The organism is Prochlorococcus marinus str. MIT 9401 (assembly GCF_000760095.1).
Taxonomy (GTDB): domain Bacteria; phylum Cyanobacteriota; class Cyanobacteriia; order PCC-6307; family Cyanobiaceae; genus Prochlorococcus_A; species Prochlorococcus_A marinus_I.
The window spans coordinates 24,500-39,578 of record NZ_JNAR01000005.1 but is presented as its reverse complement, the minus strand read 5'-3'; the positions used below and the strand labels follow the sequence as shown (position 1 = coordinate 39,578).

The following is a 15,079-nucleotide window of genomic DNA, read 5'->3' as shown; positions in this document are numbered from 1 at the left end:
AAGTTAATGCAAATTCAGAAAACTAATCAGGGAATAAATTTTGATAATTATTCAACTTTCGAAAAAGATATCGATCCAAAACAAAGAGCGTGGATTGAAGTAAAAGGTAAAGCAATAGAAACAAATGTAAGACAGTTGAGATTAAAATTAAGTAAAAATTGTCAATTTATGGCAGTTGTTAAAGCTGACGGATATGGGCATGATGCAAAATTAGTATCTGATTATGCTGTAAAAGGTGGAGCTTCGCAGTTAGGGGTTGCCACTTTAAAAGAAGGGATAAAGCTTCGTTCTTTTGGAGTTAAAAAACCAATTCTTATTCTTGGAAATTTATATACGAAAAAGGATTTTATAATAACATTTAAAAATGATCTAATGCCTACTATAAGTAGCATTAGAGAATGTTTAATTTGCAATAATATTGGGAAGCACTTTGGGTTGAAGTTTGCTTTACATCTTAAGGTTGATACTGGGATGTCAAGATTAGGATTTGAATCTAATAAATTTGTTCAGCAATTTGAAAAAATAAAATCTTTTGAAAATATTTCTATAGAGGGAATTTATAGTCATTTATCATCTGCAGATGAAGATAACTCATTAGATCCTGAAAGTAGTACACAATTACAAAGGCTTAAGTTCCAGGAATTATTAAAGCAAATTAATGTTGCTAGACATCCGAATATAAAGGTTCATTTGGCTAATTCTGCGGGAATGCTTCTTAATAAAGATTTTCATTTCAACATGGTACGTGTTGGTCTTTCTATGTATGGATATAACCCTTTTGCGAAAATAGATAAAAATCAATCTTTGCAACCAGCTTTATTTTTGAAAGTTAAAGTAACATTTATAAGAATTATTGATAAAGGTGTAAGTGTAAGTTATGGAGGGAAATTTGTAAGTAGTAGAAAAACTAAGTTGGCTGTATTAAGTATTGGTTATGCGGATGGAGTTCCAAGAAATCTTTCAGGCAAGATTAAAGCTATATACAATAATAAATTTTATCCCCAAGTTGGATCAATAACTATGGATCAAATGATGGTTGACATAACAGGTTCAGATGAAATTAAAGTTGGTAGTACCATGATATTACTTGGATCTGACGGAGATAAAACTATTTCTCCTATTGATTGGGCTAGAGAATCTAAAACTATTCCATGGGAAATTCTTTGTTCTTTTAAAAATAGATTACCAAGGGTTCAAGTTGATTAGACATTTCGATTAAATAAATAATTTTGAATGTTGACAGAAAAATTGATAATGTATAAGAACTGGAGAGGTGGCTGAGTGGTTGAAAGCGGCTCCCTGCTAAGGAGTTACAGGAGGTAACTTTTGTCGAGGGTTCGAATCCCTCCCTCTCCGTAATTAATCGAAAAAATTTTAAAAATATAGATCTTTAAAACAAGTCAAGATTAATATTTTTTAGATCATAAATAGAATTTAGAATCAAATCAGCTCCTGCATTTTGTAGTTTTTTTTCGTATGAATTACGTTCTTTTAATCGAGACTTTAAATGTAAATGAGGGGGAGCTATTCCAATACTTATGAATTTCTGAGATGGTATTTCTTTTCTAGCGTTTACAACTGTTTTTATATCTGCAATAGTATCTCCTACATATGCAATGGGAATATTTGATTCGCCAAGTTTATCTCCAAGAAGCTTTTTTGATAAGTTAATAAAACCTCTAGGATCAGGCTTATCAGGGGCATCTCCCATAGATATTAATGGTGGTGATTTTAGTCCAAGTCGTTTTTCTAAAACAAATTTTGCAGAAGCAGATTCTGCGCCACTCACAAATCCCCAAGTTATTCCATTGTTTTTTATGAAATCAAAAAACTTTTTATCCACTAATAACTCCTCATTTATAATGAATCCAGACCAATATTTACTATCTTTATTTGGATCTCCTCCAAAATAAAATTCTTCAAAACATTTAACTATTTCATTTCTTGGTGGAATTTTAAGGTTTAAGTTCTCTTTTTTTATAAATCTTTTGATAAGTTCTAAACTTAAATCCCAGTCATTATTCCATATCCCTTCATTTTTTGCATTGTCAATATCTATATAACTTGGTTCCCATCCAGAAAATTTGTAAACTGTTTTTTTTAGTGAAAGTCTGTAACTATTTTCTACGCTGCGTATTACACCATCAATATCAAACAAAATTAAACCAATAATTTTCAATGAATTTTCTTAGATACTTTTATAAAAGATTAGTATCCTTATTAAAAAAAAGCAAAGAAACATCCTATTTATAAATTTATGAATTGCCTAAAGTTGATTTTGTAAATACCCTCTTGGAGTAAGAAATATTTCATCTACAAGAGTGGTCTGAGAATTGCCAATAATAATTATTGATAACATATCTATTTCTTTAAAGGGAATGTTGTTTAAAGTACAGAATCTTCTAGATTGATTTTCTCTGCCTACTTGTCTAGCTATTAAAACGGGAGTATCACCATGTCTAGTTTTTAAACATAGGTCGATTGCACTTTTTAGCTGCCAATTTCTTTCAACTGATTGAGGATTGAATAATGTTATTACAAAGTCACCTAAAAGAGCTCCTTCAATTCTTTTTTCTATTAAAGACCAGGGTGTTAATTTATCACTCAAACTTATAGAACAAAAGTCATTCATTAGTGGAGCTCCACTAATTGCAGCCGCTAATTGGACACTACTTATACCAGGATGTATCTCAAAGTAAGGTCTATATTCTTTTTTGATTTTTTGGATTAATTCTAAAAGCAAACCAGCCATGCCATAAAATCCAGATTCCCCTGACGAAATTAAGGCTACTTTTATTCCTTCTTCGGCTAATTTTATTGCTTTGCTGCACCTGTCTTTTTCTTCAGTAAGTTTACTTTCAATTAAAACTTGGTCACTTCTTTTTAATGGTTTAATTAAATCTAGATACATTTTGTATCCAATCCAAACAGTGCATCTTGAAAGTGCTTTTCTTGCATTATTGGTTAGGAAAGAGATATCACCAGGCCCACTTCCAATAATATGGATTTCGCCATGGGTTGGATTATATTGATTTTTTGATTCTGCTACAGCGATAGTTACTGCCCCAGATTGATTTTTAAAAATTCTTTTTTCTTGTAATAATTTTGATTCTTCTCCTGCTGCTAGTAAGCAAGAGGCTTCTGCTACGGAAGGGGTGCCGATTTCATTTTGCACAACATTTGATGGATTTGGAACAATTATTTTTGTAAGATCTTCTTTGCTAAAAAACTTTATAGGCAAGTTTTTTTCTTTAGCAAGTTCTAAAATTCCTTTCTCATCTTTTTTAATATCAATAGTTGCAAATCCCGCAATTGATTGTTGTGATAAATTTCCTGACTCTAAAAAATTATTTAAAGAATTTGTTATTAATTCTTTGCTTGTATTTCTTTCACATCCAATACCAACCCATAATACGGGCGGATGCCAACTTGTTTCATGATTTTCAAATATGCTCACATGAAATGTTGAATCTGAGTTTTCAGTATCTTTTTTATCTATGTGATTAATACTCTCAGCTGATTTTGAAGTTTTCCATAAGCTATTACCAGATATTTGTTTGCAAAATATTTCTTCGTTCTTGGCTTGTTTAATCACTAGTTTTGACCAATCATTTACATTGCCAGATCTTTTCCAACCCCATTGATTCCCAAATGCATCAAGATTTAAGAGGCTTTGATTATTGAAATTATTAGTTTCTATAATTTCGCCACCAAGTAAATTAGCAATTTGATATGCAATATTTTGCGTATTTGATTGATGTAAGCCAATTAAAGGAACTATCTTGGTACATTTGTTATCAATAACTATTACCCCTGGATCTTGATCTTTATAGGTTAAAAATGAATTGATTAATCTAATAGACGCTCCAATTGAACCAATAAAGATAATTAAATCTAAATCTTTCCATTTTTCTTGGAAAACTTCTTTAGGCTTAATTGAAGGAATTATGTTTTCTTGATATTTCTTTTCATATGATGAGCTAGCAATATAAATTTCATCAATAAATTCGGTTTTCTTTAGTCTTTTTAAAATAACTTTCGAGGTATTAGATAAACCTATCGCAATGCCTTTCAAATTAAAATTTTATTTTTGGTATGCTGAGATTATATATCGTTAGTGTATAGAAAAAAATTTTTCGTGAAATATAAAAAAATATTTAAGATATTTTCATATTAGAATGGGTATATATACTCAAAGCCTAGTCATATTAATAGATCTTACAAAAAAATCTAAAAGTAACAAACAGTGAAACATTTGTTACTTAGTCACATGATCAAAGAATCCTTCGCTTATTATTTTTGGTAACCAAATTCTTTATTTTGATTGGTTCGTTCCTAAAAAGTTTACTATTAATAAAGGTAGGCTTTAGGTACAGAAAATCTACTTAAGGACTTATTACTTAGAGGTGCTAGATGACCATCAGCCCACCAGAAAGTGGAGAAAAAAACAAAAAAGTTTTGGAAGATCCTGTAAAGGCTGATCCAAGACCTATTGATTTTGCCAAATTAGATAAACCAGGTTTCTGGTCCAGTAAATTATCTAAGGGTCCAAAAACTACAACTTGGATCTGGAATTTACATGCCGATGCCCATGACTTCGATGTGCATGCTGGCGATGCAGAAGAAGCTACACGAAAAATATTTTCAGCTCATTTTGGACATCTTGCTGTAATCTTCATATGGATGAGTGCTGCATTTTTCCATGGAGCTAGATTTTCAAACTATACAGGTTGGTTAGCTGATCCAACACATGTTAAGCCTGGCGCTCAGCAAGTATGGGCAATTGTTGGACAAGAAATGCTAAATGGCGATCTTGGCGCAAACTACAACGGAATTCAAATAAGCTCAGGTATATTCCAGATGTGGAGAGCTTGGGGCATCACAAACGAATCAGAACTAATGGCTCTGGCTATCGGAGCTGTAGTTATGGCTGCCTTAATGCTTCATGCTGGTATATTTCACTATCACAAAGCAGCTCCAAAAATGGAGTGGTTCCAAGATGTTGAGTCTATGATGAATCATCATCTGGCCGGTCTTTTAGGGTTAGGTTCTCTTGCTTGGGCAGGTCATTGTATCCATATTGGTGCTCCTACAGCAGCTTTGTTAGATGCTATTGACGCAGGGAATCCTCTAATAATTAACGGTAAAGAAATAGCTTCAATTGCTGATATGCCAATGCCTCATCAGCTTTGTGATCCTCAAATTATAGGTCAGATTTTCCCAGGCTTAGCTAGTGGAACTGGTAATTTCTTTAGCTTGAACTGGTTTGCTTTTTCAGATTTTCTAACTTTCAAGGGTGGTCTTAATCCTGTAACAGGAAGCTTATGGATGACTGATGTTTCTCATCATCATGTTGCTATAGCTGTTTTATTCATAATTGCTGGTCATATGTATAGAACCAATTATGGAATTGGTCACAGTATGAAAGAAATTTTAGATTCACAGCAAGGAGATCCAATTTTATTCCCAGCACCTAGAGGTCATCAAGGTCTGTTCGAATTTATGGCTGAAAGTAGACATGCTCAGTTAGCAGTTAATTTGGCAATGCTTGGATCCATAACCATTGTTGTCTCTCACCACATGTACGCAATGCCTCCATACCCTTATATGGCAATTGATTACATGACTGTATTGGGTACTTTCACACATCACATGTGGATTGGAGCTTTATTCATAGTTGGTGCAGGTGCACATGCTGGAATTGCAATGGTAAGAGACTATGACCCTGCAAAGAATATTGATAATGTATTAGATAGAATACTTAAGGCAAGAGATGCTGTGATTAGTCACCTCAACTGGGTTTGTATGTGGTTAGGTTTCCATAGCTTTGGTCTTTATATTCACAATGACACTATGAGAGCTTTAGGCAGACCGCAAGACATGTTCAGTGACTCTGCTATCCAACTTCAGCCTATCTTCGCTCAGTGGGTTCAGAGCATTCAAGCTTCAGCAGTTGGGACTTCAATATTGGCTGGTACTGCAGAAGCTCTACCTCATAAGGCTCTTAGTGAAGTATTTAACGGCGAAACTATCAGTATTGGTGGAAAAATTGCAATGAAGGCAATACCACTAGGAACAGCAGATTTAATGATTCATCATATTCACGCTTTCCAAATTCACGTAACTGTTTTGATACTGCTAAAAGGGGTACTTTATGCAAGAAGTTCAAGATTAATTCCTGATAAAGCTTCATTGGGTTTTAGGTTCCCTTGTGATGGACCTGGAAGAGGTGGTACATGCCAAGTTTCTTCATGGGACCATGTATTTCTTGCCCTTTTCTGGATGTACAACACTATATCTATTGTTATATTCCACTTCTCTTGGAAAATGCAAAGTGATGTTTGGGGACTGACAGGAGGTAATTTTGCACAAAGCTCCATAACTATTAATGGTTGGCTTAGAGACTTCTTGTGGGCACAAGCTTCCCAGGTATTAACTAGTTATGGTCAAGCAATTAGTATGTATGGTTTGATGTTCTTAGGTGCACACTTCATTTGGGCATTTAGTTTGATGTTCCTATTCAGCGGAAGAGGATATTGGCAAGAATTATTCGAATCAATCGTTTGGGCACACAACAAACTTAAAGTCGCTCCAACTATCCAACCTAGAGCTCTATCTATCACTCAAGGTCGAGCAGTAGGTGTAACACACTTCCTTGTCGGTGGTATAGCCACCACATGGGCCTTCTTCCACGCTCGCCTTTTCGGGCTGGGCTAATAACCTGAACTTCACCTTTTTAATTCAATGGCAACAAAATTTCCATCATTTAACCAGGGTCTAGCTCAGGACCCCACAACCCGACGAATATGGTACGGAATAGCTACTGCTCATGACTTTGAAAGTCATGATGGTATGACTGAAGAAAAACTTTATCAGAAGCTATTCTCTACACATTTTGGACATCTAGCAATAATCGCTCTCTGGGTAGCTGGTAACTTATTTCATATTGCTTGGCAGGGTAACTTTGAGCAATTTGTACTCGATCCAACTCATGTTCGCCCTATAGCTCATGCTATATGGGACCCTCATTTTGGATCTGGCATCACAGAAGCTATGACACAAGCTGGAGCAAGTGGTCCAGTAAACATAGCTTACTCAGGTCTCTACCATTGGTGGTACACAATTGGAATGAGAACTAACGAGCAACTCTTCCAAGCATCAATATTTATGAGTATTCTGGCTTGTTGGACTTTATTTGCTGGTTGGTTACATTTACAACCAAAATTTAGACCTTCACTAGCTTGGTTTAAAAATGCAGAGGCAAGATTAAATCATCACTTAGCTGTTTTGTTTGGTTTTAGTAGTATTGCTTGGACTGGTCATTTAGTTCATGTTGCTATACCTGAATCAAGAGGCCAACATGTAGGTTGGGATAACTGGTTAACAGTTCTTCCACACCCTGCAGGATTAGCTCCTTTCTTTACTTTAAACTGGGGAGCATATGCCCAAAATCCTGATTCTTTAGATCAAGTATTTGGAACAGCTGAAGGAGCTGGAACAGCAATCTTTACTTTCTTAGGAGGTCTTCATCCTCAAAGTGAAGCACTATGGCTTACTGATATTGCTCATCACCATATTGCAATCGGTACAGTTTTTGTAATTGCTGGTCATATGTATAGAAATACCTTTGGTATAGGTCATAGTCTCAAGGAAATAACTGAAGCTCATAATACTAGACATCCAAATGATCCTCATAAAGGTAGTTTTGGAATCAATCATGATGGAATTTATGAGACTGTAAATAACTCATTACACTTCCAACTAGGACTAGCATTAGCATCTCTTGGAGTAGCAACATCTCTTGTAGCTCAACATATGGGAGCTCTTCCTTCTTATGCTTTTATTGCGAGAGATTACACTACTCAATCAGCTCTTTATAGCCATCATCAGTATATAGCTATGTTCTTGATGGTTGGAGCATTTGCTCACGGAGCTATTTTCTTTGTCAGAGATTACGATCCCGAATTAAACAAAGATAATGTATTGGCAAGAGTTCTTGGAACAAAGGAAGCTTTGATAAGCCACCTCAGTTGGGTAACAATGCTGCTTGGATTCCATACTCTTGGAATTTATGTGCACAACGATGTTGTAGTAGCTTTTGGTAATCCTGAAAAGCAAATTCTTATTGAGCCTGTATTTGCTCAATTCGTTCAAGCTGCACAAGGTAAGATGATGTATGGTTTTAATGCTTTATTATCTGATCCAACTAGCTCTGCAACTATTGCTGCAAATTCTTTACCAGGAAATCATTACTGGATGGATCTGATCAATAGACAAGATGCATTAAGCGCATTCTTACCGATTGGACCTGCTGATTTCTTAGTTCATCATGCTATTGCTCTAGGACTACATACAACAGCTTTAATTCTTATTAAAGGAGCACTTGATGCTAGAGGCACAAAATTAATTCCTGATAAGAAAGACTTAGGTTATGCATTCCCTTGTGATGGTCCTGGTCGTGGAGGTACTTGTGATAGTTCATCTTGGGATGCTATGTACCTAGCAATGTTTTGGGCATTAAATCTAATAGCATGGGTAACTTTTTACTGGCATTGGAAGCATTTAGCAATATGGCAGGGTAACGTAGCTCAATTTAATGAATCAGGAACTTATTTAATGGGCTGGTTCAGAGACTATCTTTGGTTAAATTCTGCTCAACTAATTAACGGTTACAATCCATTTGGAGTTAATTCCTTATCTCCATGGGCTTGGATGTTCTTATTCGGCCACCTAGTTTGGGCTACTGGTTTCATGTTCTTAATATCATGGCGTGGTTACTGGCAAGAATTAATAGAAACATTAGTTTGGGCTCATCAGCGTACACCTATCGCTAACCTTGTTGGTTGGAGGGATAAGCCTGTTGCTCTTTCAATTGTTCAAGCAAGATTAGTAGGTCTAGCTCATTTTACAATTGGAAATATATTGACATTCGGTGCATTTGTCATTGCATCTACTTCTGGTAAGTTTGGTTAAATTTACCAAACCATACATTCAAATCACCACTTTAGTGGTGATTTTTTTTGTTTAATTTTATGGCTCTAAATTAAGTTAAAATTATATGATTATAATCTTAAAAAATATATGGCAGAAATAAGCAATTTAATTTCTATTATTATCCCAGTTTTTAATGAAAGTGAGAGTATTGGTTTTCTATTAGATGAAGTCAAGAGTGTGATGCAAACTAATGAATTAAATTTTGAGTTGATTGTCGTAAATGATGGTTCTCAAGATAATACTCAAACAGTAATAGAAGAAATAGCTCTTAAAATGAAAGAATTATCAGTTATTTCTCTGCGCAAAAATTATGGACAAACAGCTGCAATGTCTGCCGGTTTTGATAATTCCAATGGTAATATTGTTGTCACTTTAGACGGTGACCTGCAAAATGATCCAAATGATATTCCTAAATTGATTGCGGAATTAAATTTAGGCTATGATTTGATATGTGGATGGAGGTTTGATAGGAAGGATAAATTACTTAATAGGAAGATTCCATCAAAAATAGCAAATAAATTAATTGCTAGTGTAACAGGCTTAAAATTGCATGATTATGGCTGTTCATTAAAGGCTTTTAAAAAAGAAATAATAGATGATATTAAGCTATATGGAGAACTTCATAGATTTTTACCTGTTTTAGCAAATATTGAAGGAGCACAAATTAAAGAAATTAAGGTTAATCATAGAAGTCGAAAATATGGAAGAAGTAAATATGGAATTGATAGAACTTTCAGAGTTTTAATGGATTTACTAACTGTTTGGTTTATGACTAAATTCTTGACAAGACCAATGTATGGATTTGGTTTCGTTGGGATTATAAGTATATTTTTAAGTTTTTCTATGTCTTCTTACTTGTTAGTTATAAAAATATTGGGAGACGATATTGGAAGCCGTCCCATGCTTATGTTTGCACTCATATTAGGAATTGCAGGGGTTCAGTTATTTAGCTTTGGATTATTAAGTGAACTTTTAATAAGGACTTATCATGAAAGTCAAGACAGACCTATTTATAGAATTAGAAAAATTCATGGTAAAACAAAAAATTAAACTTTCACTTAAAATTTCTTATTAACTTAGCAGAAATTTCTACTATTTCAGGAGAAGTATCTCTTAAACCTTTTCTTAAAATAGATAATGTTGATTTGTCTGCTAATTCCTCTGCAATCTGGAGTGCTTTTAATTTATCTTTTGTGTTACTTCGAAATAGTTTTAACATCCTAGTTCTTTGAGATTTTTTTTGAAATGCTGAATATGTATTATCTTTATGTTTGTACGAAAAACTATTCTTTTCAACTGGATATTTAATATTGTGATTTTTATTTTTTATAAGTTTTTTTAAGTGAATTTTATTTATATTAATTATCTTTTTGAAAATGCTTTTTTTAAAAATATATAATATTAATAGAATAAAAATAATGAGTAGTATTGTGAAAAAAATTAGCATGTAAAAAGTTAATAATTTTTATATCATCCAGTAATAAATTTAACATTATTTCTAATATAAATACTAAAGTAATTAAAGATGTTAAAGGAATTATGTCATCTGAATTTTCAAATCTTCTTCCCTCGGTCTTTGTGCCAATGATTGGCTTATTAGCACCTGCTGTTTTTATTGTTTTAATAGGCAGATTTATAACAGCTACTGAATAAAAATCAATTATCACATTATCTTTTTTTAAAATGAGCGATTCACAAACACCAAGTAAAGAGTTATTAGGAGCCAAGCCTAAATTTCCTGAAAAATATATAGATCAAAGTGTCCAGCCCACAGATATTGGCGTCGCAGAACAATGGGCAGTTAAAACAGTCTCTGATCCGTTTGTTGGAAATTTAGCTACCCCAGTTAATAGTGGTTATTTTACTAAAGCCTTTATAAACAATTTACCTTTTTATAGAGAAGGAATTTCTCCAAACTTTAGAGGTCTTGAAACTGGAGCAGCTTTTGGTTATCTCTTATATGGTCCATTTACGATGACTGGCCCTTTAAGAAATTCTGAATTTGCATTAACAGCAGGATTACTTGCTGCTATCGGGGCTGTTCATATTTTGACGGCACTTTTAGTTCTCTACAACGCCCCTGGTAAAGCCCCTAATGTGCAACCTCCTGATGCTACTGTTAATAACCCTCCTGCAGATTTATTTACTAGATCAGGGTGGGCTGATTTTACGAGTGGATTTTGGCTTGGTGGCTGTGGAGGAGCTGTTTTTGCATGGCTTCTTGTAGGCACACTTCATTTGAACAGCATTATGCAATTAATTCAAAATATTTGGACTACTGGCTAACCTGAAATCTAAATAAGTAATCAATTTTCAATATATTAATTTAATAAAAAGACTTCTATCTAATAGTTCTATCCCACCTGTATCCTCTAATAACTCTACCTGCTGAAATAAGCTTAGATTGATAATGCAATGAAATTGAGTTATTTGTCTCTTTTAAAGTATCTAATCCTATTCCATTTCTACCAAACTCTTTACCAGAGCTATGATAATATAATCCATCGCCTTTATAGATTCCAATATGATCACATTGTCCTTCGTTTCCAAAGAACAAGAGGTCTCCTGGTTCAAGATTTTTGTTAATTTCCTTGAAATAAAAAAGGTGTTTGCAAAAACTTTTAATTTGAAAAGAATCTCGAGGTATATAAATATGATGCTTGTAAAAAGCAGTCTGAATTAATCCAGAACAATCAAAATTGGGTCCTAATGTTCCTCCCCAAAGGTATTCATTATTTAACTCAGATTGATCCTTGATCCATTGTAAAATTGAAGGAACTTTATCCTTAATAAAGATGTGTGTATTGGATAAATGCTCATTTTTGCTTAATTCGCATTTGTCAATTACTAATCCATCTAAATTTATCCAACAGACATAGCCATCTTCGTATAGCTGAATAAGAATTCTTGAAATTTTATTTTTATGTTGAAAAATTTTTGGATAAAGTAGTCTAAAAATTCTATTTTCTAATATTTCAGTAACTAATTTATCTTCTGTTTCATTTTGATATCCAGAAATATTGACTTTTAATTTCCACCAAATAGTTTTTGAAAAATTAGTTTGTTTAAATAGTGAGATAGGATTTTTATAAACTTCCATACGATGACCTTTTACTATTCAAGTAAAGAGATGAGTCTAGCCTTAAATGATATTTTAGGGAGAGCATGCTCTTATAATAAAGATTTTTTAAGAGAAGATATTTCGATAACTTGGATTAATTATAAAAGTCAAAATAAAAGTGTGTTTAAAGGTTTTGGAACTGGTATTAATAATAAAAAAATGGTTTATCCTGCCAGCATAGTCAAGTTGGTTTATGGCCTTGCTGTATTTTATTGGATTAAAAAAGGAAGTTTATTATTATCAGATGAAATTATTGATGCTGTAAGGAAAATGTTGTCTTTCTCAAGTAATAATGCAACAAGCTTTTTAATTGATTTACTTACTGGAACAACAAGTGGACCTTGTATTGACGGCGAACTATGGGAAAATTGGAAATACCAAAGAAGTATCATAAATGATTGGATACATGATTTAAATTGGGAAGAATTGGTTGGTATTAATTGCTGTCAGAAGACCTGGGATGATGGACCATTTGGTCGTGAGAAAGAATTTTATGGACATGATAATACAAATAGAAACTCAATGAATTCTGATTCAGCTGCAAGGGTATTGGAGGAAATTATGATTCATATTGATTATCAAGAAAATGATTTAAATCTGCGAGGATTTTTAAAAAGAAATTTAAATAAATTTGTTCTTAAAAACGATTCTCTTAATCAAATAGATGGTTTTTTGGGTGCAGGATTACCTGAAAGCATTAATCTTTGGAGTAAAGCAGGCTTAATGTCCGAAGTTAGACATGATTCTGCTTGGTGGGTTAATAGTCAATCTTTGCAAACTTTATTAGTCGTTTTTTGTAATGGGGAAGTATATTCCAAAAATACTTCCTTCTTACCATTAGTAGCAAAGGAAGTATATGAATTTAATAAAACATATATTATTGACGACTAAAGTGTATCGTCTATGAATTTAGAGTCTAATTTGTCTGTATAGGCTTCATAAGGAAGCATCATTACTTCTACACAATCTAAATCATTCATAATCCATTCTCTATATTCTGCTAACAAACTTTTTCTATCATCATTATCTAATTCAAAAATACGCAATGCAGTATCTTTAATATTTTCTTTAATTAAATTCTCAATTTCTGTCTTCCTCATTTTACGTTAATTCTCCCTCCAAAATCACTCTTCTTATTGTTGACAATGCAATTCCTGTTTGTGATCTGATTGATCTATATGAATACCCCTCATTACGCAATCTGATTACTAAAGATTCTTTCAAAGGACTTATTTTAGGCCTTCCTCCCAGATTATTTCCAGATAATTTTCTGCGCAAAAGTTGTTCTCTTTTTCTTTCACCTAAACTTTTGTCTTCTAGATTATTTAATTCATATAAAATTTTAAAAATTGAAGAATTCTCTTTAGGAGATTCATTAGCCGCAAAAAAACCAGTCAAAGTTCGCAATTTAATATCCTTACTAATAAGTTTATTTATTGTCATCAAACATTCTTTTTTATCTTTAAATGCTCGATCAAGCTCAGTTATTATTAATTGATCACCTTTAGTTAAGGAATTTATAGCTTTATTGAGTTGGGGTTTGACTTCTGCATCTAAACTTATAAATTCAGAGAAAACTAAACTGCAACCTTCTCTCTTTAAATGTTTTATTTGCTCTTCTAAATTTTTAAATTCATTATAAGTAGCTCTAGCATAACCTATTGCTTTAGAGCTTTTATTTTTTTCAGATAGTAAAACGCGTTTTCTTTTAAATTTAAAAGTCAATGTTTTATTACATATATTTTTTACTGTATCAATAAATTAGGAAAAAACACTTCTTAGGACAAAAAATTCAATACATAGTTATGAAAAAATAGTCTATTGCTAAAATAAAATGTACTGATTACTGTACTAAAAAAATGTTCTAAATTCTGTTCTAGTTTTTGTTGATGAAACAAAAAACATAGTTTAAATATTAATTTGAATAAGGATCTTTTAAATTGTCGATGGATTAATTAAATTCATTTATTTATTGACTTATATTAATTAGTCTTCATTTTTGAAATTATTTATTAATAGTTAATTCAAAATGTTTCTAGTAAAATAGGAATACAGGTTAAAAAAATTAATTTGAATAATAATTCCTATAGTTTAATTTCAAAACCTGATTGGTTGAGAGTAAAAGCTCCACAAGTTGAGAGAATTGGGAATACTGCAAATTTGCTAAATGATTTAAATCTCAATACTGTATGTCAAGAGGCAAGTTGTCCAAATATTGGTGAATGTTTTGCAAGTGGAACTGCCACTTTCCTCATAATGGGTCCTGGCTGTACAAGGGCATGTCCATATTGCGATATTGATTTTGATAGATCTCAAAGAGAATTAGATCCAACAGAACCATATCGTTTAGCAGAAGCGGTTTATAGAATGCAACTTAAACATGTTGTAATCACATCGGTTAATAGAGACGATCTTGAGGATGGTGGCGCATCTCAATTTTTTGAATGTGTTTATCAAGTAAGAGAAAAATCTCCTGAAACTACTATTGAGCTTTTAATACCTGATCTTTGTGGCAACTGGAAAGCGCTTGAAAAAGTTCTTGATTCAAATCCAAACGTTTTAAATCATAATATTGAGACTGTGTCTTCCCTATACAAAAGAGTAAGACCTCAGGGGAAATATGAGAGAACTCTTGAGTTGCTTAAAAGGACCAGAGAATATTCTCCCAAAGTTTATACAAAGTCAGGCTTTATGCTTGGTTTAGGGGAAAAAGAGGAGGAGGTCTTAAGTCTTCTTAAGGATTTAAAAAGTAATTTCGTTGATATTGTTACTATTGGCCAATACTTATCTCCTGGCCCTAATCATTTACCTGTTCAAAGATTTGTGAGTCCCTCAAAATTTAATTATTATAAAGTTTTCGGGGAAAAAGATTTGGACTTTATGCAAGTAGTTAGTTCTCCTTTAACTCGTAGCAGTTACCATGCTGAAGAAATTCAAAAACTTATGAAAAAGTATCCGAGATAG

General features: G+C 32.8%; 14 protein-coding genes and 1 tRNA gene. 9 read left to right on the top strand and 6 right to left on the bottom strand.

All coding sequences use genetic code 11. The annotated features are described in order from the left end of the window. Positions 1-6 precede the first annotated feature (6 nt). Both alr and EV01_RS07005 read left to right on the top strand, forming a co-directional pair. The gene (alr, locus tag EV01_RS07000) at positions 7-1,206 is read left to right on the top strand and encodes an alanine racemase (protein WP_032518512.1); all 1,200 of its coding nucleotides are present in this window, start codon (positions 7-9) and stop codon (positions 1,204-1,206) included. A gap of 61 nt (positions 1,207-1,267) precedes the next feature. After that, positions 1,268-1,356, top strand: a tRNA-Ser gene (locus EV01_RS07005). Between the two features lie 34 nt (positions 1,357-1,390). On the opposite strand, the gene EV01_RS07010 is transcribed toward EV01_RS07005, so the two are convergent. Both EV01_RS07010 and cobJ read right to left on the bottom strand, forming a co-directional pair. Beyond that, positions 1,391-2,179, bottom strand: a complete 789-nt coding sequence (locus tag EV01_RS07010; RefSeq protein WP_032517854.1) for a TIGR01548 family HAD-type hydrolase — start codon at positions 2,177-2,179, stop codon at positions 1,391-1,393. 87 nt (positions 2,180-2,266) lie between these two features. Further along, positions 2,267-4,075 (bottom strand): precorrin-3B C(17)-methyltransferase, encoded by a 1,809-nt coding sequence (cobJ, locus tag EV01_RS07015; RefSeq protein WP_032517853.1) that lies wholly within the window; start codon positions 4,073-4,075, stop codon positions 2,267-2,269. A gap of 338 nt (positions 4,076-4,413) precedes the next feature. On the opposite strand from cobJ, the gene psaA reads away from it, so the two are divergent. The 3 genes from psaA (at position 4,414) to EV01_RS07030 (ending at position 10,044) form a co-directional block, all read left to right on the top strand. Next, positions 4,414-6,717, top strand: coding sequence for a photosystem I core protein PsaA (gene psaA, locus EV01_RS07020; protein ID WP_032517852.1), 2,304 nt, complete (start codon positions 4,414-4,416; stop codon positions 6,715-6,717). A 27-nt stretch (positions 6,718-6,744) separates the two neighbouring features. After that, positions 6,745-8,973, top strand: coding sequence for a photosystem I core protein PsaB (psaB, locus tag EV01_RS07025; protein ID WP_032517851.1), 2,229 nt, complete (start codon positions 6,745-6,747; stop codon positions 8,971-8,973). 108 nt (positions 8,974-9,081) lie between these two features. Further along, complete coding sequence (locus EV01_RS07030; protein WP_032517850.1) at positions 9,082-10,044, top strand: glycosyltransferase family 2 protein; 963 nt, start codon at positions 9,082-9,084, stop codon at positions 10,042-10,044. A gap of 4 nt (positions 10,045-10,048) precedes the next feature. On the opposite strand, the gene EV01_RS09960 is transcribed toward EV01_RS07030, so the two are convergent. Continuing rightward, positions 10,049-10,213, bottom strand: a complete 165-nt coding sequence (locus EV01_RS09960) for a hypothetical protein (protein ID WP_241433401.1) — start codon at positions 10,211-10,213, stop codon at positions 10,049-10,051. A 320-nt stretch (positions 10,214-10,533) separates the two neighbouring features. On the opposite strand from EV01_RS09960, the gene EV01_RS09300 reads away from it, so the two are divergent. Beyond that, on the top strand, positions 10,534-10,647 hold the full coding sequence (locus EV01_RS09300) for a photosystem I reaction center subunit VIII (RefSeq protein ID WP_072013468.1): 114 nt from the start codon (positions 10,534-10,536) through the stop codon (positions 10,645-10,647). A gap of 30 nt (positions 10,648-10,677) precedes the next feature. Beyond that, positions 10,678-11,280 carry a photosystem I reaction center protein subunit XI gene (locus tag EV01_RS07040; protein WP_032517847.1) on the top strand — a complete coding sequence of 201 codons (603 nt, stop codon included), beginning with the start codon at positions 10,678-10,680 and terminating at the stop codon, positions 11,278-11,280. 55 nt (positions 11,281-11,335) lie between these two features. On the opposite strand, the gene EV01_RS07045 is transcribed toward EV01_RS07040, so the two are convergent. Next, entirely contained in the window at positions 11,336-12,094 is a 759-nt protein-coding gene (locus EV01_RS07045) for a C40 family peptidase (protein WP_032517846.1), read from the bottom strand. 3 nt (positions 12,095-12,097) lie between these two features. On the opposite strand from EV01_RS07045, the gene EV01_RS07050 reads away from it, so the two are divergent. Then, the gene (locus EV01_RS07050) at positions 12,098-13,006 is read left to right on the top strand and encodes a serine hydrolase (protein ID WP_032518513.1); all 909 of its coding nucleotides are present in this window, start codon (positions 12,098-12,100) and stop codon (positions 13,004-13,006) included. On the opposite strand, the gene EV01_RS07055 is transcribed toward EV01_RS07050, so the two are convergent. Beyond that, a complete protein-coding gene (locus EV01_RS07055; protein ID WP_032517844.1) occupies positions 13,003-13,215 on the bottom strand; it encodes a hypothetical protein in 213 nt (70 codons plus the stop codon). The two genes, EV01_RS07050 and EV01_RS07055, sit on opposite strands and share 4 nt — an antisense overlap. A gap of 1 nt (position 13,216) precedes the next feature. Further along, positions 13,217-13,840, bottom strand: coding sequence for a recombinase family protein (locus tag EV01_RS07060; protein ID WP_080725736.1), 624 nt, complete (start codon positions 13,838-13,840; stop codon positions 13,217-13,219). Positions 13,841-14,185: 345 nt separating this feature from the next. Here EV01_RS07060 and lipA point away from each other — a divergent pair, with 345 nt between their 5' ends. Beyond that, entirely contained in the window at positions 14,186-15,079 is an 894-nt protein-coding gene (gene lipA, locus EV01_RS07065; RefSeq protein ID WP_072013467.1) for a lipoyl synthase, read from the top strand.

What these genes read in the sequence shown, in the direction of transcription:
- EV01_RS07040 (WP_032517847.1), top strand. Translation starts at nt 10,678, where the DNA reads ATGAGCGATTCACAAACACCAAGTAAAGAGTTATTAGGAGCCAAGCCT.
- EV01_RS07050 (WP_032518513.1), top strand. Translation starts at nt 12,098, where the DNA reads ATGACCTTTTACTATTCAAGTAAAGAGATGAGTCTAGCCTTAAATGAT.
- EV01_RS09300 (WP_072013468.1), top strand. Translation starts at nt 10,534, where the DNA reads ATGTCATCTGAATTTTCAAATCTTCTTCCCTCGGTCTTTGTGCCAATG.
- psaB (WP_032517851.1), top strand. Translation starts at nt 6,745, where the DNA reads ATGGCAACAAAATTTCCATCATTTAACCAGGGTCTAGCTCAGGACCCC.
- psaA (WP_032517852.1), top strand. Translation starts at nt 4,414, where the DNA reads ATGACCATCAGCCCACCAGAAAGTGGAGAAAAAAACAAAAAAGTTTTG.
- EV01_RS09960 (WP_241433401.1), bottom strand. Translation starts at nt 10,213, where the DNA reads ATGTTAAAACTATTTCGAAGTAACACAAAAGATAAATTAAAAGCACTC.
- EV01_RS07055 (WP_032517844.1), bottom strand. Translation starts at nt 13,215, where the DNA reads ATGAGGAAGACAGAAATTGAGAATTTAATTAAAGAAAATATTAAAGAT.
- EV01_RS07045 (WP_032517846.1), bottom strand. Translation starts at nt 12,094, where the DNA reads ATGGAAGTTTATAAAAATCCTATCTCACTATTTAAACAAACTAATTTT.
- alr (WP_032518512.1), top strand. Translation starts at nt 7, where the DNA reads ATGCAAATTCAGAAAACTAATCAGGGAATAAATTTTGATAATTATTCA.
- EV01_RS07030 (WP_032517850.1), top strand. Translation starts at nt 9,082, where the DNA reads ATGGCAGAAATAAGCAATTTAATTTCTATTATTATCCCAGTTTTTAAT.